Source organism: Gardnerella washingtoni (genome assembly GCF_049262705.1).
In the GTDB taxonomy this organism is placed as follows: Bacteria; Actinomycetota; Actinomycetes; order Actinomycetales; family Bifidobacteriaceae; genus Bifidobacterium; species Bifidobacterium vaginale_D.
The window spans coordinates 668162-688678 of sequence record NZ_CP058398.1 but is presented as its reverse complement, the minus strand read 5'-3'; the positions used below and the strand labels follow the sequence as shown (position 1 = coordinate 688678).

General features: G+C 40.3%; 19 protein-coding genes and 1 pseudogene. 3 read left to right on the top strand and 17 right to left on the bottom strand.

All coding sequences use genetic code 11. From position 1 onward, the window contains the following. Positions 1-340 precede the first annotated feature (340 nt). The 9 genes and pseudogenes from HXT28_RS02605 to HXT28_RS02565 form a co-directional block, all read right to left on the bottom strand. Positions 341-907, bottom strand: a pseudogene (locus HXT28_RS02605) (RNA degradosome polyphosphate kinase); the annotation flags it as partial. A gap of 326 nt (positions 908-1233) precedes the next feature. Then, positions 1234-1479, bottom strand: coding sequence for a hypothetical protein (locus HXT28_RS02600; protein WP_422113622.1), 246 nt, complete (start codon positions 1477-1479; stop codon positions 1234-1236). Positions 1480-1492: 13 nt separating this feature from the next. Further along, entirely contained in the window at positions 1493-1687 is a 195-nt protein-coding gene (locus HXT28_RS02595) for a hypothetical protein (protein ID WP_422113621.1), read from the bottom strand. A 55-nt stretch (positions 1688-1742) separates the two neighbouring features. Beyond that, positions 1743-2393, bottom strand: coding sequence for a hypothetical protein (locus HXT28_RS02590; RefSeq protein WP_422113620.1), 651 nt, complete (start codon positions 2391-2393; stop codon positions 1743-1745). Next, a complete protein-coding gene (locus tag HXT28_RS02585) occupies positions 2362-3234 on the bottom strand; it encodes an ABC transporter ATP-binding protein (protein ID WP_020760725.1) in 873 nt (290 codons plus the stop codon). The genes HXT28_RS02590 and HXT28_RS02585 overlap by 32 nt, the downstream gene beginning before the upstream one ends. A gap of 4 nt (positions 3235-3238) precedes the next feature. Then, on the bottom strand, positions 3239-3631 hold the full coding sequence (locus HXT28_RS02580; protein WP_422113619.1) for a hypothetical protein: 393 nt from the start codon (positions 3629-3631) through the stop codon (positions 3239-3241). A 1955-nt stretch (positions 3632-5586) separates the two neighbouring features. Next, positions 5587-5928 (bottom strand): hypothetical protein, encoded by a 342-nt coding sequence (locus tag HXT28_RS02575; protein WP_422113618.1) that lies wholly within the window; start codon positions 5926-5928, stop codon positions 5587-5589. Positions 5929-5972: 44 nt separating this feature from the next. Beyond that, positions 5973-6968, bottom strand: a complete 996-nt coding sequence (locus HXT28_RS02570) for a type II toxin-antitoxin system antitoxin SocA domain-containing protein (protein WP_422113617.1) — start codon at positions 6966-6968, stop codon at positions 5973-5975. A 23-nt stretch (positions 6969-6991) separates the two neighbouring features. Beyond that, positions 6992-7402 carry a hypothetical protein gene (locus HXT28_RS02565; protein ID WP_422113616.1) on the bottom strand — a complete coding sequence of 137 codons (411 nt, stop codon included), beginning with the start codon at positions 7400-7402 and terminating at the stop codon, positions 6992-6994. A 277-nt stretch (positions 7403-7679) separates the two neighbouring features. Here HXT28_RS02565 and HXT28_RS02560 point away from each other — a divergent pair, with 277 nt between their 5' ends. Beyond that, on the top strand, positions 7680-8138 hold the full coding sequence (locus HXT28_RS02560; RefSeq protein ID WP_422113615.1) for a hypothetical protein: 459 nt from the start codon (positions 7680-7682) through the stop codon (positions 8136-8138). 93 nt (positions 8139-8231) lie between these two features. Here HXT28_RS02560 and HXT28_RS02555 read toward each other — a convergent pair whose 3' ends face one another. From HXT28_RS02555 to HXT28_RS02530, 6 genes are all read right to left on the bottom strand, one after another. Then, entirely contained in the window at positions 8232-10811 is a 2580-nt protein-coding gene (locus HXT28_RS02555; protein ID WP_422113614.1) for an ATP-dependent Clp protease ATP-binding subunit, read from the bottom strand. A 146-nt stretch (positions 10812-10957) separates the two neighbouring features. Further along, entirely contained in the window at positions 10958-12364 is a 1407-nt protein-coding gene (locus tag HXT28_RS02550; protein WP_016637327.1) for a DUF3027 domain-containing protein, read from the bottom strand. 16 nt (positions 12365-12380) lie between these two features. Beyond that, positions 12381-12770 carry a cold-shock protein gene (locus tag HXT28_RS02545; RefSeq protein ID WP_016637326.1) on the bottom strand — a complete coding sequence of 130 codons (390 nt, stop codon included), beginning with the start codon at positions 12768-12770 and terminating at the stop codon, positions 12381-12383. Positions 12771-12994: 224 nt separating this feature from the next. Then, positions 12995-14929: a sensor histidine kinase gene (locus HXT28_RS02540; RefSeq protein ID WP_016637324.1), complete on the bottom strand. Its 1935-nt coding sequence runs from the start codon at positions 14927-14929 to the stop codon at positions 12995-12997. Between the two features lie 2 nt (positions 14930-14931). Next, entirely contained in the window at positions 14932-15672 is a 741-nt protein-coding gene (locus tag HXT28_RS02535) for a response regulator transcription factor (protein WP_064347507.1), read from the bottom strand. Between the two features lie 80 nt (positions 15673-15752). Then, positions 15753-16418, bottom strand: coding sequence for a hypothetical protein (locus tag HXT28_RS02530; RefSeq protein ID WP_016637322.1), 666 nt, complete (start codon positions 16416-16418; stop codon positions 15753-15755). A 323-nt stretch (positions 16419-16741) separates the two neighbouring features. On the opposite strand from HXT28_RS02530, the gene HXT28_RS02525 reads away from it, so the two are divergent. Beyond that, complete coding sequence (locus HXT28_RS02525; RefSeq protein ID WP_032814435.1) at positions 16742-17035, top strand: WXG100 family type VII secretion target; 294 nt, start codon at positions 16742-16744, stop codon at positions 17033-17035. A gap of 120 nt (positions 17036-17155) precedes the next feature. On the opposite strand, the gene groL is transcribed toward HXT28_RS02525, so the two are convergent. After that, positions 17156-18781: a chaperonin GroEL gene (groL, locus tag HXT28_RS02520; protein WP_032814436.1), complete on the bottom strand. Its 1626-nt coding sequence runs from the start codon at positions 18779-18781 to the stop codon at positions 17156-17158. A 203-nt stretch (positions 18782-18984) separates the two neighbouring features. Beyond that, positions 18985-19668, bottom strand: coding sequence for a LytR C-terminal domain-containing protein (locus HXT28_RS02515; protein WP_016637319.1), 684 nt, complete (start codon positions 19666-19668; stop codon positions 18985-18987). A 122-nt stretch (positions 19669-19790) separates the two neighbouring features. Here HXT28_RS02515 and HXT28_RS02510 point away from each other — a divergent pair, with 122 nt between their 5' ends. After that, positions 19791-20507 (top strand): uracil-DNA glycosylase, encoded by a 717-nt coding sequence (locus HXT28_RS02510; protein WP_064347512.1) that lies wholly within the window; start codon positions 19791-19793, stop codon positions 20505-20507. Positions 20508-20517: the final 10 nt, after the last annotated feature.

Genomic DNA, 20517 nt, shown 5'->3' with positions numbered 1-20517 from the left:
TACAATAGTAAAACACCTTGCTCTTATGGTACGCTTCTATGAAAAAACATGCAATACTCTTTCCCTCATAAACGTAAAACATTCAATACAAATAGTAAATTATTCTAACATAAACGATAGGAAATCCGAAATGAAAGTTAATAACACTGACAAAATATTGCATACAGGAAATACAAAATAAATCGTTGATCACGACTTATTTATCAACAAACGAAACGCCAATAATTTACCTAAACACCGTTCTCTCAGCAACGATATTTGCATAAAATCGGCGATATCTCTAGACAATAAATAATATCGCCGATTCTACGTTTTAACCACCCTTAAAATACTGTTTTATTTATGCACGGCGCGGATGGCGTCGATGAGCGCGGATCAAATATTCCTGACTGTCGACCAGCGGACAACCTTCCTCATCGCGCGAATGGAGCGTATACGTGCCATCGCCATCCATATGCCAGGAGATCGTCGAATCTGCCATACGCAAGTCAATGTATTGAATCAACGCTTCGATCTGGTCTGGAGCGGTGATGCGGATCAAGGTCTCCACACGGCGGTCGAGATTGCGGTGCATGAGATCTGCCGAGCCGATCCACACTTCTGGACCACTGGCAGAACCATCACCAATCTGCGAACCTGCGGAATTAGCAAACGAATAGATGCGGCTGTGTTCAAGGAAACGCCCAAGAATAGAACGCACGCGAATATTCTCGCGAAGGCTTGGAATACCAGGTTTTAACGAACGGATACCGCATTCGACAATGTCGATCTTGACGCCTGCTTGCGAAGCGCGATACAGTGCGTCGATCGTGCGTTCGTCCACAATGGAATTAACTTTGATCTTAATTCACGCTTCCTTACCGGCAAGAGCAGCGGCTTCTTCGCGACGAATGCGCTCAATAATACCCGGATAAGCGGCAAAAAAGTGTGTCTATTAGTCGGCGTGTCTTGAGTGAAATATCGCTTTATTGCAGTAAGTGAATGTGTTATATAGTTTTTGATGTTTGGAGTAACTGTAAAGCATAGTACTGCAACCAGTCGTTGAATATGCTCTAAACTCTAGTAATCATTAGAGTCTAAGTGTTTAAAGTATATGATGTTAGCTATGCGAATACAGTATGTTTAAGACAGCTGCATATGCATGGTATGCGCAAGTACATGTTTATAAAAATGTCAAATAATACTAAATGTTAAGCTTTTTTAGCATAACAACAGAGAGTTTTCATTGATATTTCAACGATAACTCGGGTTTTTAGGCACACTTTTTCCGCTTTTACCCTCAAAAATAGTCCTTTCATTAGGCAACGACATCGTTGTCATCAAAGCAAGCATGAACGTAAACGGACCGAGCGCATTCCCATACGTTTTGAACATCACACCAAAATCATGGCCGAATACCACCATCGACAAGTAAAGGACCATAAAATTCACAGCTGTAAACATAACCAACTTCAGCACGAACATAAGAACCTTGTACATGATAATATCCTCCTCACTTACTCCACGGAGTCGCACACCAAATAGCAGAAGCTGCTAAACTTGCAGCTAGGCCCACAGCTCCACCTCTAAATGCGGATGGATCAACTGCCTTTAAAATATACATAGCAGCTTGCTTCCAAAGCTGCTTTTCAAGTAACTTTTTGAAAGTAGCAGTAAATACTCCAGTAATGATATGCAATAAAACCAACGAATAACATTATGACAATAGCTGAAAGTATACGAGATACTACACTTTTTATAACTCAGTACTCCTTTTTCATAAATTGTAATAACGACAATAGGAAAAACACAACAATATACATTAGAGCAATAATACAAGTTGCAGACGTAAGAGCGGTGAACGAGTCTGGTGATAAATAATAAAATATCTGAAAAGAATACACGGATGTTTGAGACAATATTATGTTTATTAAATTCGGCAATATCCATAATAATATAAAGGAAAGAATCATTGTAACACCAACTTTTTCAAAATATATCAACAGATTCATATTTATAGCAATATACAAAAGGAAAATTATCGGATATACGAGCAGTTGATGCATAACTATCCCTAGAGACGAGTATTTCAGTGACAAAAATACCAAATTTACGACTAGATAAATGCTTACGTATTCACCATATATAAAACACAATAATTTAATCCTATTAGGAATATACTCTAGATAATGATGAATAATTTTCTTCTCTTGCCATTCACCAATTGATAATATCTGATATAGGCTTAAAAATAGTATAGTTATCGTTGAAAAGAATTTATATTGTGATAAAAATGCACCTCTTTTAGCTTGAAATACTATAAACACGCCACATGCCAAATACAAAACAAAAGACAATAAGAAAAGCTTCTGATGACTAAACTTAATAATTTCTGATTTTATATAGTACTTCATTATCATCTTCCTCCAACATAAAATCTTTAATATCATGCGTAATATCACTGTATTCCACGATTTGTACCCCATGCTCAATCAGCAATTTAAGAACCTTGGCAATATCCTCTCTAGGCAATTTAATTCTAAAAGTTGATTCTTTGTTATCTTTGCTACGACAAAAAACCTCATATCTGTTAGAAAGCAATTCACTAATATCCACACCATTTACAACAATCACATTATAAATTCTTAGATTATCATTAAAATTAACAATTTTTTGAATTTTCCCTTTTTTTAAATACCATACAATATCAGCAATTTCACCTAACTCATCTAATATATGACTTGAAATTACAAGGCTTTTACCTTGTGAGCGCAATGACAAGATAGTGTCTTTTAACTGCTTTATAGTAAGAACATCTAATCCATTGAAAGGTTCATCAAGAAGAATAATTTCACTATTTGAGAGCAATATTCTAGCAATATTTAATTTTTGCTTCATACCTAGCGACAATTGTTTAAACTTTTTATTTTTTGCTTCGTCGAGACTCACCTGATGCAATAATTTATCACAATTAAAGTCTTTTCTCCCCATCAAAGCAGCAAACACTCTAAGATTATCCTGTACAGAAAATTCGTCATAAAAAGATGGATTCTCAATAGCAAATGAAAGTGAACCGTCCAATTCAATATTGCCTTGATAATCAACTATCAAATTTGCAATGCACTTCATTAACGTGGTTTTTCCTGAACCATTATTGCCTACCAACGCAATAATTTGCCCAGCACTGCTTTCCAAAGAAATGTCATCTAAAACGACTTTTCCCCCATATGATTTTTTCAAATGAGATATCTTCATAAGATTACCTCTTAACAAATGAAACTAAAAATTTCCGATCTCCTTTTACAGAAATCTTACTATCTTCACCAATAAAAATTTTAGGACTCTCTTCGTAGATAACAGCATTTTTAACATTTCCTGGCTGTTTCTGAGCACGCACAAAAAGAGCATCATCAAGCTTGTACAGCTTTCCAGCAAAGCGTATCTCTCCTTTGCCTCTCTTTGCATAAATAGCATACACTCCTGGCTTTAACGATAAGTTATCGTTATTCTTATAATCTCCTGAAACTAGTGTTGGCAAATCATCACGAACCATACCAAAACGAACATTATTTGTCTTATACCCTACATACAGCAGACTGACAAAACCTAGGATTACTATGGTAGCTGCAAATATCCATTTTTTGCTTTTCATTTCTTAATCACATCCAAATCTATTATTTCATCAGCAATTTTATCGAACATTGCATCATGAGTAACAATAAAAATCATCGCAGTCTTTTTTAACTCCAAGACTTTGTCTATAAAAATCTTCATTGTTTCAAAACCTCTTCAATATTAAACAAAGATAAACCTTGCTAAATATCTAAACTAGAAAAAACCGATTTAAAACTTCTTTCATTAAATCTATGATAATTTTCTAGCAATGATTTGATAACTGCAATACCGCAATCTGAAGTCAAATTTTGCATATTGTAAGGATAAGCCACCATCTATTGAGCTCCTCAAAGTTTCAAGGCGTGGAGGCTATCATAGCCTCCACGCTACAGATTTAATCACAAATGTTAAAAAGCATCATACAATCAAATCAATTTTCTCAAATACTAAATTACGCAAATAGACTACAATTAGAATACTTTAATGAAACTAACCTAATCTACTGTTGTAATGAAATCTGGTAATATAATCACATGCAGAACTAGAGAATCATCCCCAGCATATGAAACCCCAGACAACACACATCCATCTAGCTCTAATCGAACGAGATTCTTCTAGCGTTAGCTTCTTCATAATAATCATCTCTTCTATTTCAGGTAAAAACCTCCTATAGAGCTAAATCCGCAACATCATAGACGAATGTTGCATTCTCAACTCTCACCATAATTGTAAAGCATTTATGATGTCTTGTTAATACACTGTAACGAGAATGTTATAACACATATATACCAGATATTTCCACCAACTTTCATCCTGGCATTCATGTAATTATCGCGAATTATGTATGATTTTGAAGATGAAATTCACATGAAAATATGCATACTATCCTCTATTACGATTGCTCATTTTTCTCAATTATCGGGTTATAGACCAAAAAATAAGGTACGACCACACCTTATATGTGAAATCTTACCTTATTTTTGTTTTATGACTTCAATTTCCCACTTCACAAGGTGGGTGCAAAGTGGCTAATCGACTTGAATGGGCGCTTTGACAGAGCTTGAAATTGCATAACGCATTTCAAGCTCCTTCAAAGCGTGATTTGGCTCAAATGTAAAGTCCAGTGGACTTTACATGCCAAATCAGCCGAACGGCTACTAATAGCCGTGCGCGACGACCTGCCTTTTCGCTTAGAGCGTAGCGCGAAAAGGTAATTCGGAGCGCTGAGCCACTCAAGGCAGAAGCACTGCTTCTGCCTGGCGAAGACGTGAGCGCAGCTAACCTGCGTGCGAGTCGACGATTTCGAGCTGCATAATGCGCGCGAATGCACTTCGATTCGCTGAGCTTGCTCAAAGTTGAAAGCACAGTGTGCTTTCAACGCAAGCGAAGTACGTTAACATCCTGTGCACTCGACTCCAGAGCGTCGACATGTTCCCACATACAGCAAAATCACGCTCAAAAACCGCGAGAACCCAGCTTAAAGCCGCTTAGCATTAAACCTTTTAACGATAGCCCTCGCTAAGCCTTGCTGCACAAGGGCAAACTTGCACCCAGCTAATCAGCCTTTGACACCAACGCCACACTCTCGACGTGGATTGAGAGAACTCCAAGTATAGCTACACTTTTTTGAGTGAACACCATTGATAGTGGGTGCACTTTTTAACGATAGGAAAAGCTATCGTTAAAAAGTTTGCCAATTATTAACAAATCCCAAATGCTTCAAATCCACTAATGGATATTTATCAATTATCTTTGATAACTTACTAGAAAATTCCTTGTAATGTTCATTTTCGGGTTATAGGCCAAAAATCAAAAGACCCGACTTGGTCCGCATTGTTAAGAGGCGCGTCGGGTACTGTTATTTACATATGCTACACCAATGAGAGTATTTTATTAAATCATTCAAACTAGCACAAATTTTTTAACAAGATTATTTAGTCTTACACTCACCTTTATGAACACAAACAAATGTCAGAACGAAAACGCAACCTATCACCACGCACTAAATATTTTGCCTTTATGACTTGATGACATGTATTTTACGCACCGCGCTTTCCAATCATCCTCACCAACGCAAGCAAATGCATCCGTTACAGACTGCAAACCTAAACTTTTAACATACTTACAAGCAATGCTAAAACTATTATCAATGCTAATCTCTTCCTTCACTAGCAAACTATACTTTGCATACACAGAAGGAACAGCAGAGCCAATATCATCAAATAAAAAAGGATTCATATCACTTAAAAATGAAGTCAATTCTTCACTTTTATTTTCTTTCCAATAATGATTTAACGCGTAATAAATCATAGAAAACAATTCAAACTTATTCACAACTATTCCTCACGCGAATCATTATTTAATATTTCAACAAATCCTTACAGACTGGCAAACACATCTTTTGTATACAACTGGATATCTCTAGGAGAATTCATACCATACTGCTCTTTGATTTTCATAAAATAATCCCCAATCATCTGTTTATCAATAATCTTATTTGAAGAAGCACCATCTGGAAGATCCCCCCTAGTATTAATCCATGGAGACTCATTGTGAGTGAAGTTTTCCAAAATCTTTCCACTGTAACAACAAATATTTCGAATCACACTATCTAAAACAGCCTTCTCCTGAGCAGTAAATATAGAAGAATCAAATGATTCAACCTTTGAAATCGGATCAAAATGATAATCCGAATACTTCGCATAAATATCCCTGTAAACAGGCCCATGCGCCCAAGCTTCACAATCCTCAACAAAAATGTACTTTTTGAAAAATGCATAGAAGAATCCCTGTATATAATAAAGACTCTTCTGCAACGCTAATGGCGTGATATCCTCACACTGATTTAAAAGATATGCAACAACTTCACTTATTTTGCCATCAAGCATGCCATTATTGCCAATCAAAGCTGTAACAGCTTTATAACTTTTCTCGTAAGTCTGCTGAGAAATCAATCGACCCTTATTTTCCTCCAAAATACTCAGATAATAAGCAGGATCATCAAATAGTCGATTCAAAGTTTCAGAATATTGCCGAGTCGGTATATCACCATCTGCATAACGAGTAAACGTGTGTTCTCCCCATCCCAAAAGTATTGACAGTGGACGCTTACCAATATCATAACGTTCAGGAATTGCTCGAATCTTTTCAAGAGAAACAATTCCATTCTCTTTTCGATAAACATCATAAAGCGCTTTCAAATTAGATCCACTAATTTCTTCAACATCTACATATGCTCCACAATTAACGCACTTTGCTTCACGTCCAATATAGTGATACTGAACACCACGAATAGTTCCAGTCACCTCCTTTTCTTCAACAGTATATGGAACTTCATCTCTACATTCTTCACAAAATACAACTCTTACACTCATAATAATTTCTCCTTTAAAACTCTCTATCTAAATAAATAGCTAATAGGCTTATTAAGCTTATGAAAAGAGATCACAATTGTTCTTCTTCCATTCTTACCTTTAATCACGTTAAACTTCGTATATATGTCTACCAACTCTTGTTTTCCCAACGCATTAGCCAATGTTATTCTGGGAACAAAAACATAAAGAACTTCGCGCTCATATCCTATCTTCATATTTTGTAGACTATGACAAAAATCATCAACTGAAATTTGCATTAAGATTTCTTTTCGCTTACTTGGATAAATGTTGTATTCGTTGATGAAATCTATATTCTCCTGACGATTTTCATTCATTGCGATATTAAAACGACCAGCATTAATACATTCTTTTATCATCGAAAGAACATCTTCAATCTGCTTTCTAGTGTAATTTTGATTATAATGTGGATTCATACTCCCCCTAACTCCCTTCGTGTACTATTGTACTAAAAGTTGTTCAGAAATCAAGAGTTTTGTACTAATTGGCACATTGTGATATTAGAATTGTTCCAGTTGCTTAGATTGATCCCTTCTTACGTAAATAACTGCAAGCATTTGAACTTCTTTTCTATTCTCGTCAACACAAAAGTAGACGTAATAATTTTTTACGCGTATTCTTCTAAAACCAAACTCATCCCACGGCTGCTCGTTCCGTGCAACAGGTAAAAAGGGAAAGAAACGCGGTCGCGGAATGGTGATTGCAGGACTTATTCTTGGCATTCTTTCTATAGTGATTACTTTGGCAATGCAAGCTAGTTTCAGCGCCTCTTTGGATAAAGCCACAGAGTCTATGAATAAAGCAAGTAAAAAGATGGATAACATGGCAAAAGGTATTGCTAATGATAACGCCAAAGAAATGAAGCTTGAAGTTAAAGGAACTGCTCCTACAGATATCAACTTAACGGTTGCTGGCTCAAGCAGCAATGAAAGTTCTGACAATGGTGTTTGGGAAAAAGTTTTGACTGGTAAGGATGCTCAAAAGGATTGGATGATTATGGCTACTCCAAAGCTTGATGTTAATAATCCAACGCCAGACAATTATAAAGTTGAATGCTCAATTACTGTCGACGGTAAGCAGGTTTCACATAAGAGCGCAACTGGATCAGCTGCCAATGTAATGTGCATGGCTTCTGACACAGCTGCTAAGTAATTTATACGTCTTTATAAAATTTATTCAAACAAAAGCCCGACGAGATTTACTCGCCGGGCTTTAGTGTATTTAGGTTTAGTTATTTAAGTAACTTTACTTACTTTTGTCGCTATCTTCTTTAGCTGCGCTATCTTCAGATTTGTTTTCCTCAGATTTACTATTTTCAGTAGCAACAACAGCAGTTGTGTCTATTGTCTCAAACTTTTCACTCTTAAAAGTGAACTCTCCCAGCAAGCCTTCACCTTCGGCATCCACCTTAATGCGTTCGCCATCAACAAGCTCACCAAGCAGAATCTTCTCGGAAATAGTATCTTCAATATCACGCTGAATTACTCGACGCAATGGTCGCGCACCCAGCAATGGATCGAAGCCCTTCTGAGCAAGCAGATTCTTAGCAGCATCCGTAAGTTCCAGCGACATGTGACGATCAAAGAGCCTGTCGTTCAACAGTCTTACATCCATGTCAACAATCTGACGAACTTCCGGTTCAGTAAGTTGACGGAACACAATCGTATCGTCCAAACGATTCAAGAACTCTGGGCGGAATTGACGTTTCAGCTCAGAATTAACCTGATCTTTCATACGCTGATACGTAGAATCTGAATTATTACCAAGCGTAAAGCCAGTATTGGCAGCCTTTGCAATATCTCGCGTACCAAGGTTAGTGGTAAGAATAATAATCGTATTCTTGAAGTCCACTTTTCGACCTTGGCCATCGGTTAAATGACCATCATCCAACACTTGCAGCAGGGTGTTAAAAATGTCTGGATGAGCTTTCTCAATCTCATCGAAAAGTACTACAGAGAACGGCTTTCTACGAACCTTTTCAGTCAGTTCTCCGCCTTCTTCATAACCAACATATCCAGGAGGAGCGCCGAAAAGTCTGGAAGCAGCGTACTTTTCAGCAAACTCAGACATATCAACGCGAATCAAAGCGTTGTCGTCATCAAACAAGAAGTTTGCCAATGCTTTAGCAAGCTCTGTTTTACCAACACCAGTTGGGCCTGCAAAAATAAACGAACCAGATGGACGTTTAGGATCCTTCAAGCCAACGCGTGCACGGCGAATTGAGCGTGCCAAAGCGGATACGGCTTCATCCTGACCAACAATGCGCTTATGAAGTTCAGCTTCCATTTGAAGCAGCTTCTGAGATTCAGCTTGCGTAAGCTTTACCACAGGAATACCCGTAGTGCTTGAAACAACTGAAGCAATCATGTCTTCGTCAACAACCATTTTGACGTTAGACTCACCTTCGCGCCAAGCTTTTTCTTTCTCAGCAACCTCAGTTTCCAGCTTTTCCTGATTGTCACGAAGGTTAGCAGCTTCTTCGAAGTCTTGCTGCTTGATTGCTTCATCCTTCTTTTTAGAAAGATTTGCGATCTTGTGGTTCAGTTCCTTCAGCTCAGGAGGCTGAGTCAAACGCTTAATGCGCAAGCGCGCACCAGCTTCATCAATAAGATCAATCGCCTTATCTGGAAGGTGACGGTCTTGAATATAGCGGTCAGAAAGCTCAGCAGAAGATTGTAAAGCGCCATCCGTAATAGTTACATGATGGTGATTCTCGTAGCGAGAACGCAAGCCCTTAAGAATCTCAATCGTTTCAGCAATAGTAGGTTCTGGAACCTGAATCGGCTGGAATCTGCGCTCCAAAGCTGCGTCTTTTTCAATATACTTACGATACTCATCGGTTGTAGTAGCACCAATAGTCTGTAGCTCGCCTCGCGCAAGCATCGGCTTCAGCATGTCGGACGCACCAAGCGCACCATCAGCAGAACCTGCACCAACAATCGTATGAATCTCATCAATAAACAGCACAATATCGCCACGTGTTTTGATTTCTTTCAGAACTTTTTTCAAACGTTCCTCAAAATCACCACGATAACGTGAACCAGCAATCATTGAACCCAAATCAAGCGAATACACTTGCTTATCCTTCAACGTTTCTGGCACATCACCTTCAACAATTTTCTGTGCAAGACCTTCTACAACTGCAGTCTTACCAACTCCAGGCTCGCCAATAAGCACAGGATTATTCTTCGTACGTCGGCTAAGCACAACCATAACGCGTTCAATTTCTTCGGAGCGACCTATAACAGGGTCAAGCTTTCCTTCTTGAGCTTCAAGGGTAAGATTGCGACCAAATTGATCAAGTAAAGCAGAGCCAGACTGAGTACGCTTATCTTGTACACTACCCGCGTTAGCTAACTCACCTTTTTCACTATCGCTGCTTGGAGCATTATCTCCACGAATGAGATCAACAGTTGTGCTACGCAAATCACCAAGATCAACTTCCATCTTGATAAGCACTTGCGTACCAATGCCCTCACCTTCACGAATCAGACCAAGCAGAATATGCTCAGTACCAATATAACTGTGACCAAGCTGAAGAGCTTCACGCAAACTTAACTCCAGCACTTGCTTAGCATGAGGCGTAAAAGGAATATGACCACTCGGGGAAACTGTGCCCTTACCAATCATTTCTTCAACTTGTTTGCGAGTACCATCTAAGTCTACGCCTTTTGCGCTCAGCGCTTTGGCGGCAATACCCTCACCTTCACGAATCAGACCAAGCAGAATATGCTCAGTACCAATATAATTATGCTGAAGTGAGCGAGCCTCTTCCTGAGCTAGCACAATCACGCGTCGCGCGCGATCAGTGAACCGTTCAAACATAACTGCCTTCCGTTCTTTTCTTTCATTCCATGGTAGCGAGTTGCCATGACGCGGAATCTTACGTTGCTTACGAATACTTCATACATGTATTGTTCTGCATAACATAATTAATATTGCGAGAACTATAAGTATTCTTTGTTGATTATTTATTTATGTTGTCTACGTGACTTTCTCTTATATAAACGCATTGCCGTAGAAGTTGCACGTTGAGCATATTTTTTTGTTTGAGATGCTACTGTTTCTGTAACTTTCTCAACATTTTCTACATTCTCAACAGTGCCTTCATCTTTTTGTATGGTATTATCTTGTACACTCAACTCTACTGTGTTATCTTCGTTCTTCACTTCAGCAAAAGCTTGTACATGGTCTACATGTTCACTAGCATCAACCTGTTCAACATGCTCTGCCTCAGCTACAGGTTGCGTGAGCTGTTCGTCTTCAACATGAGCTGCCGCTACTACTTGATCTAGCTGCTCTTGAGTTTGAGATTGCGAATCGTTTGTTTCTTTACTTTGCAACGATGAATCAGCATCGCTAACTTCTTGAGTATTGCTGAGTTTGCGACGCTTACGGCGATGCTTCTTACTATCTTCAATTACTTCTTCAATAAGCTCAACATCAGCTCGTTCTTCACGAGGAGCCTGTTGCAAAATATCAATATGATAGTCATCGTAGGCCGGAGCAGATTGTACCCACAGTTGCGATGGCTGAGGAGGTTCAATATCTGAATGCTCTCCACACGCGTGATCAAGCGAAACCACTCGCCCATCATCAGGACTCCACATGTTGGCACATACGCCAAACATGGAGCCTAAGCTTCCTGCTAATGGAATCAAGAATCCGCAAGTGGAGCATGCTTTGCCATCAGCAATCTTTGTAGACAGTGATTTTGGTCCATGCTGTCCCGCGTACCAACGTTTTGCTGTTTGTGAAAGCGCTTCAGCGGTCATGACACGTCTACGCGACAATCGCAATGTAGATACAGCTTCCTCAAGATCATCGTTTACAGGATACTCATCTTGAGATGAATCAGAAAGTTGCTGACTTTGATCTTGTTGCTGCTCTTGCTGCTGTTCAGTCGTATCGACTGTACTAGTAGCACTCATGGTGTCAGCTGCACCTTCACTATTCTCAGCCGACTGAGTAGCATCACACGCAACTTTTGATTCATCACCAGCATGATGATGAACTGGTCGGAACCCATCTTCAAGACGCGCATCGTGCTCATCAGTGCCAATAGAATCCGTTACAGAAAGATCACTTGGTTTTAAGCGATCTTTCCATGGAATCCAAGCAGGTGGCAGTAACGATTCATCTGTAGGAACAAGCGTTGACTCATTTACAGTCCAACGCTGAGTTTCTTCATCGTGATACAACGTTACAGACCACTGCCAGCCTTCATAGCCGACTAATGTGCTTACAAAACGGAAATCAGTAACATTGTCACCAATTTCCGTAGAAGACACAAAGTCACCTACAGCATCCAAGCGCTCTGAAGCTTCCACAGCTACGCTACGAGCAAGCTCTTGTGGATTCACCACTTCATCAGTCATATACACTAATCCTGCACTACTCCTGAACGTCAAAATTATCAGCTACTGCACGCAATAATGTAGCTAGTTTCTTGCTTTCAGCTGTTGAAGGATAATGACGATGTCTTAAACCATTACCGGCAGAGTCAAGCAATTTAATAAGATCTTCTACAATTGCTGCCATGTCTTCTGCCTTCGGGCGAGTTGCTTTCACTAATGATGGCGCTGCAACAATCACATTAAGTCCCATCGCTTGCGGACCTTTACGACCATCAATGACAGAAAATTCAACACGTGTACCCTTATGCAAAGTTTTCACGGTAGCAGGCAATGCTGCAGCTGGCAAGAAAACATCCTTACCATCATCGCTAGCAATAAAACCATACCCTTTCTGCGAATCATACCAACGCACGCGCCCATTGGGCATAACACACCTCACTCAAATAATCATTCAATATCGCATAACAAACTGCCACAAAGCACAGCACACTATTGTATGCGAAAGGTCTATAGACAGTGTACCAAATATTCTTACTACTTGTATTATTTTTATATTGTAGCGCATACACGCGGGCAAATGCACGAACTAACTTATAAGCAAGTAAGTAATCCTACACATGTACTTTTACATACTTAATAAGTAACCGTTTGCTATGAAACATCTTCTATTTCTTTTATTGGAAGTACAACAGTAAGTGTTAACCCATGAGCTTGAACATCAAGCGGTCGAGATGTATTCATAGTGTCATCGAGATGTTCTGCTGTAGAATCAACAACAGTTAATGGTGTGGAAGTAGTTGCACAAATAAAACCGTGGTGTGCTTTCACAACAGATTGGGCAATAGCCATACCTAAACCAGTACCGCCTTTCTCGCGAGCACGAGAAGGATCAGCAATGTAGAAACGTTCAAAAATACGAGAAAGTGACTCTTCTGGCACGCCAGGCCCATGATCAACAACACGAATAACTGCATAAGTGTTACCAGTATTAGTCGATTGGCTTACTTCAGCAGCTTCTAAGAATTCTTTCAATGACTCACTTACAGAAGGCAATTGTGAAAGCTTATCTGGCGTAATAGAAGCTTTCATAACACCTACAGCAATTTCAACAGGCGAATCAGTGGGAGTATAACGGTGAATATTACCTACGATATTAGTCATAACTTGACGTAAACGCGCACCATCACCGAGCAAAGTAACGTCAGGTAGTTTACCACTATTGAACTGCAACTTATGCTCAAAATTACAGCGAGTACAATTCATTAATTTCCATTCGTCAGAAAGTGAAAGTGAGCCTTGCTGCACTAAGCGAGCAGGATCAAGCGCATGCAAATCATTAGCAGCATCAGAAAGTATTGGTGCCAGTTTTACAATTTGCGAAGTATCAATACCACGACCTTCATCAAATCGTGCGAGTGAAAGCAAATCCTCTACAAGTTCAGTCATACGTTCACTAGAAGCTTTAATATGCGCAATTGAATCATCCGCCTGTTTTTGTCCACCCGGCGAGTTGCGCCACATGGTATACAATTCAGCATAGCCATGAATTGCTGCAAGAGGAGTGCGTAATTCATGACTTGCATCTGAAACGAAACGCTTCATTTTTTCTGTCATAGCTTCTTGTTCATTAAATCCACGTTCGATACGAGCGAGCATCGAATTTAAAGAAGCAGCTAAAGAACCAACCTCTGTGTTTTCTGGCGCTGAAGGAACTCGCCTACTTAAATCACCAGAAGCAATTTTTGAAGCCGTTTTTTCAATACGCTTTAAAGGCCGTAATGTGGTGCGAATAATAATAGCGGCAAATACTGCTCCAAACAAAATAACAGCAATACTTACCATAATGCAGTAACGGGTAAGCGTATTAACAGTATCAAGCTGATCGCTTAAAGATAAGGCAATATACACATACCCTCGCATGCTCATACTTGAGTCGTAGCGGTTTCTTTGACCCCAAGTCAACACTAGTACACGCCAAGGCGCTTTTGCTGCTTTTACGGTAGTGTCATCACTATCGCTAACATTACCTTGAATAATTGCAGGAGATGTATACGGCTTATGAATTGCAATGTGCTTACTAGCAGAACCATCTGCCGGCAACTTAGGCATAGAAACAAAGTTGCCTCTCAGTTTTGGCACCAATGGTGTAGTTATGATTTTATTATGCGTATCTCTAATCTGCATAAAATAATCATTTGGACCAGCAGTTGATTGATTAGCATCTTTCCTACGCAATAAATCAATATTGTCATAAATAAGTTGAGCCTGATCTGCTAACTGAATATCTGTTTTTTCTAGTAGATAACCTCCAACTAGCTGACGAATTGATAACGAAATACAAAATGCAGCTATAGTAAGCACAGCTAACGTGCAAGCTAATAAGCGTGTACTTAACGGTATTGCGCTTACACGACGACGCAACCAACAAGTTCTACGCGGTTTCAAATCTGCATTAGCGCCTACGCTTGGCACTATTGCCACGCTTTTACCTATGTCAGTAGAAGTTGTAGCATTTTTACCGTCGGCGGCCGTGCTGCTACTACGCTGCGTTTCCTGCTTTTCGTCGCTATGATTACTCGGCTGCATAATCAGGCTTGACCTGCCTTTGGTTCACGAATCATATAGCCAATACCACGTTTAGTCTCAATAAGAGGAACAACTTTTTGCTGATTTCCATCAGCATCAGTAACTTCAATACCGTCTATTTTTTTTCGCAAATAAGAGATATAGGACTCAACAATAGCCGCATCGCCACCCCAATCATATTGCCACACATGATTCAGAATTTGGCTTTTTGACAATACGCGACCTTCATTATCCATCAAATAATGCAGCAACTTATACTCAGTTGGACTAAGCTCAATCGCTACGCCGCTGCGAGTAACATCATGTGAATCTTCATTGATTTCTAGATCGGCTACTCGAATAATAGGAGTTTCTTCTTCTTGTTCTCGCGTTCGGCGCAGAATAGCACGAATCCTTGCTACTACTTCTTCCAAACTGAATGGCTTAGTGACATAATCATCACCGCCAACTGTCAAGCCCATGATTTTATCTTGCGTATCGTCTCTTGCTGTAAGGAATAGAACCGGAACCTTAACTCCATTTTGACGAATACGCCTCGTAACAGTAAAACCATCAATATCCGGAAGCATAACATCCATAACAATAAGATCAGGTTTTACTTGTTCTATGACTTCAATGGCCTCTGACCCAGATGCAGCGGTTTCAACATCAAAACCAGCAAAATGCAACGATGCAACCAAAAGTTCACGAATTGATGGTTCATCGTCGACCACAACTACAGACGCTTCAACATTCTTGCTCATACTGATTAGCATCACCTATAAAGCTGAATATTTCCTGAATAAATACTGAAAATCAAACAAGTTGCTTGATTATTTTTGGATTATCGTCGAGTGCGAGCATGACGTCTATGAGCTTTACGCAATCCTGCACGTATTTGACGCTGAACATAACGTCGACGCAGTAAAATAGCGGTTACTATCGCACATACCGCTAGTAAAACAACCAACATAACAAGTGTGGATACTAAACTTGCAGATGTACTTGTGGAAGTTCGTTTTGAACGTGCAATCTGTTGCATCATCATCATTGCGGATTGCCCCCAATGACTTCCTGAAGTAGTAACTAACGGTCGATATGCAGCATCAGATAGCGCGTCCACTGTGTTCTTACTCTTAAGCCACTCGTCGGAATTAGGTGAAACTGCAACAATAAGTCTTCCATCATGGGTAGCTACAGCAAGTAGTACTGTATTGCGCGCTGGCATTGTGCTAATAAGCAAATCGCTCGCCCATTTTGCCGGATTTTTTGTATTACCAAATGTAGCTAAATATAGAAGTTTTACGTTTACGCCTGTGCGCTTTTTAGTAGTTACGATAGCGTCTGAAACTTTAGTAACGGAGTCGCCCAGTAAATTCTCAGTGTCTGTTATTGAATCAGTGGCTACAATACCTAAATCTTTTACATTGTCGGCAGCATACGCTGAAGTTGGTTGGAGGATACTGAACGGCGAAGGTGCAAACAGAGCAGCAGTTATTATTGCCATCATACATGAAATACTCAAAAGTAATGCCAGCAAAGAAGATACTATACGTCGTATAAATACCCGTACTGTGCACAAGTTTTGGGAGAAATAAGCTGAAATGTGGATAAGTGGCAGGCTTTTAACCACACGCAAGCACAAAGCTTTCACATAATTTTTTGAAGGCATATATTTATCATAGCGTTACATCACACAACTCAACACAACACGCTACATAAATTATGCATTTGGGGTTATTGCTCAATGAAACTAGGTATGGTGTTTCGCAAAATTTATGAATTTATCAATCATCACGTTGAAAAAAACGTGGCAACAGTACGGAGGGGATTATGCCACAATTTCGAGTTGATTCAGAACATATTCAACAATCTGCAGCAGCTGTAGGTTCATCAGTTAATGCAATTAGAAGCGCTGTTAACGGCATGTATGCTAACCTGCAGCAACTGCAAAGCGTATGGACTGGACCTGCTGCTACCCAATTTGCGTCGACTGCACAACAATGGCGTGCAGCGCAACAACAAATGGAGCAATCGTTGGAAGCAATTCAGCAAGCGATGCAACATGCTTCAGGCTTGTATCTTGATGCAGAAACTCAAGCTACTTCCCTATTTGGCATGAGATAATTTAGCAACTCAACGAAGTGTTGGCGGTATGCTCTACAACATACCGCCAACACTGTTAGCGAACTTGCTTCCTATTATTATGATCTAACAAGTTAAGATTTTGCGTAACTAAACTACTCTTTAGTAGCCCATTTCTGCGCCTGCCTGAGGTGCAGCAGCTGGCTTTTCAGGTTTGTTAGCAACAACAGCTTCAGTAGTTAAGAACAAGCCTGCAATAGAAGCAGCATTCTGTAGAGCAGAACGAGTTACCTTCACAGGATCAGTAACGCCTGCAGCCATCAAATCTTCATAAGTATTGGTTGCAGCATTGAAGCCTTCACCTTCTGGAAGCTCACGCACCTTATTGAGTACAACATCACCAGAAACACCGCTATTTTGAGCAATCTGCTTAATAGGGGCTTCTACGGCACGGAACACAATGGCAGCACCTGTGGCTTCTTCACCCTTAAGTTCTGTGATAGCTGGAGTCTTCTCAATCTTTGCAGCAGCCTGAACCAAAGCGACACCACCACCTGGAAGTAAGCCTTCCTCAATAGCAGCCTTAGCATTACGAACAGCATCTTCAATACGATGCTTGCGTTCCTTAGCTTCAACTTCAGTAGCGGCGCCAACCTTAATAACAGCTACACCGCCAGCGAGCTTAGCAAGACGCTCCTGAAGCTTTTCGCGATCGTAATCAGAATCAGTGTTTTCAATTTCTGCACGAATCTGAGCAACACGAGCATCGACATCTTCCTTAGAACCAGCTCCGGAAACAATAGTTGTTTCATCCTTAGAAACAATTACCTTAGCTGCATGACCAAATACAGAAGCATCGATGGAATCAAGCTTCAAGCCGAGGTCATCAGAAACAACCTGTGCGCCGGTCAAAATAGCCATGTCCTGAAGCATTGCCTTACGACGATCGCCAAAGCCTGGAGCCTTTACAGCAACCGTATTGAAAGTACCACGAATCTTGTTAAGCACCAATGTTGGCAGTGCTTCACCATCAACATCTTCAGCAATAATCAGCAATGGCTTGCCAGACTTCATAACAAGTTCAGCGATGTGGACGATATCCTGCTGGCTGGAAACCTTACCAGAAGTGAGCAAAATGTATGGATCTTCGAGCACAGCTGTCTGATCGTCAGCATTAGTGACGAAGTAAGGGGAAATATAACCCTTATCGAAGCGCATACCTTCAGTGAAGTCCAAGTCCAAACCGAACTTGTTGTTATCTTCAACGGTGACTACACCATCCTGACCAACCTTATCCAAGGCTTCCGCGATCTTTTCGCCAACTTCAGGATCTGCTGCAGAAATAGTAGCAGTTGCAGCAATTTGCTCTTTAGTTTCTACATCCTTAGCGGAAGCAAGCAATTCCTTAACGATTGCTTCAGCAGCTTTCTCGATGCCACGGCGAAGAGCAATTGGGTTGCTTCCTGCAACAACATTCTTCAAACCTTCATGCACTAAAGACTGTGCCAAAACAGTAGCGGTTGTAGTACCGTCGCCTGCAACGTCATCAGTCTTCTTAGCTACTTCCTTAACGAGTTCAGCGCCAATACGCTCATATGGATCCTCAAGATCGATTTCCTTAGCGATAGAAACACCATCGTTAGTGATAGTTGGAGCACCATAAGCTTTATCAAGCACAACATTGCGACCTTTTGGTCCAAGGGTTACCTTGACAGTGTCTGCAAGCTTATCGAGACCTGCGAGCATACCCTGACGGGCGTCCTCTTCATAGGCAATAATCTTTGCCATTATTCCTCCACATACGTTATTCATGGACTATTCACCAAAGTCTTAAGCAATAAGCCGTCAGCTGCTTATTATCACTCTCAAGACTTGAGTGCTAATTGAAGATTAGCACTCTATGCCCCCGAGTGCCAACTTTTTGGCGTTTATAAGAAAAATGCTGGTTAGAAAAGCAAATCTAACCAGCATTACAAACGCATATGCGTATGTTATTTACACAGCACCACTACAATTTGAGAAACAATTCCTTTTTCATTTTCAACTGCGGCAATACCTAAAGTTTTTGCAATATCTTCTGCGGCAGCTTTCTGAGTATCATCCTTATACCAAACAACAGAAGTATTTGGCACTTTACCAGTCGGATTACCTGCTGTTACATTTGCATAACCCGCTTGTTTTAAGGTGTTTGCTGTTTGTGCTGCATGACCATTAATATCGGTAGCGTTAATCACTTTTACGGCAACTGTTTTGTCAACCGCAGCTTGAGATTGTGTAGTAGCATCAGTGTTTTTTGCATTATTATTGCTGGATTCATCTGTTTTAGTATCTTTAGTATCTTCAGCATTGGTGCTATCTGCTTCAGTTTTTTCGGAATCATCAGAGGAATCGTCTTCATCATCGGATTTAGGTTTTGTAGTATCAGACTTCTTCGCCACTACCTTAGATTGAGAACTCTGCTGAGAATGGTTCCATGGGAATGAAAGATGCGAAATTTCACCAGAAGCAAATGCCCATACCAAAAGACCGGCTAATACAGCGATAACCAACGTCACAACATAAGGAAGTATTATGGCATACCAAGCAGGATTTCCACGATGCACACCTACAGGACCTTCTGGTGGTTCATCAAAAGCATCAGGCGTATACGACACGCTCCGATTATTTCGCGCCATAATTGCATTCCTCCAACACGTTCATCCAAATAATATGCATCCATACTATCTAATGCTGAGCACAAACCACAAATTCAGTATGGCAGAAACTTTTATGCTACACCTTGTCATACAGTAGCCATATGAATTCTCAACATGTTAAACCTTTAGATGAACTTATGGATCCGGATTGGGCAAAAGCGCTTACGCCTGTTGAACCACAAATTAGAGCAATGGGAGAGTTTTTACGCGAGCAAATGAAGCAAGGACACCATATTTTGCCCGCAAGTCATAATATTTTACGCGCTTTTAGTATACCCCTTATGAGTATAAAGGTTTTGATTGTTGGGCAGGATCCTTACCCTACTCCAGGTCATCCTGTTGGGCTTAGTTTTTGCACTGCTCCTGAAGTACGTCCGTTACCAAAAAGTCTTATCAATATCTATAAAGAATTAGTTGACGATCTTGGAGTTGATGTCCCACAAAGCGGTGATTTAACGCCGTGGACACGTCAGGGCGTAATGTTACTTAATCGTTGTTTAACAGTTGAAGCAGGCAAAGCAAATAGTCACCAAGGTAAAGGTTGGGAAATAGTAACTGATGCTGCTATTCGTGCTTTAAATAGTCGAACCGATAGTAACGGGCATCCCTTACCTTTGGTAGGTATCTTGTGGGGACGAAACGCTCAAAGTTTAGCTCCGTTACTTACAAACGCTACACTCATCACTTCTGCACATCCAAGCCCTCTTTCAGCAATGCGCGGTTTCTTCGGATCACACCCTTTTTCTCGAGCAAATCAAGCACTTATAGAACAAGGTGCTTCTCCTATTGACTGGTCGCTGCGCACACAAGCTGTATGATGTTCAGACT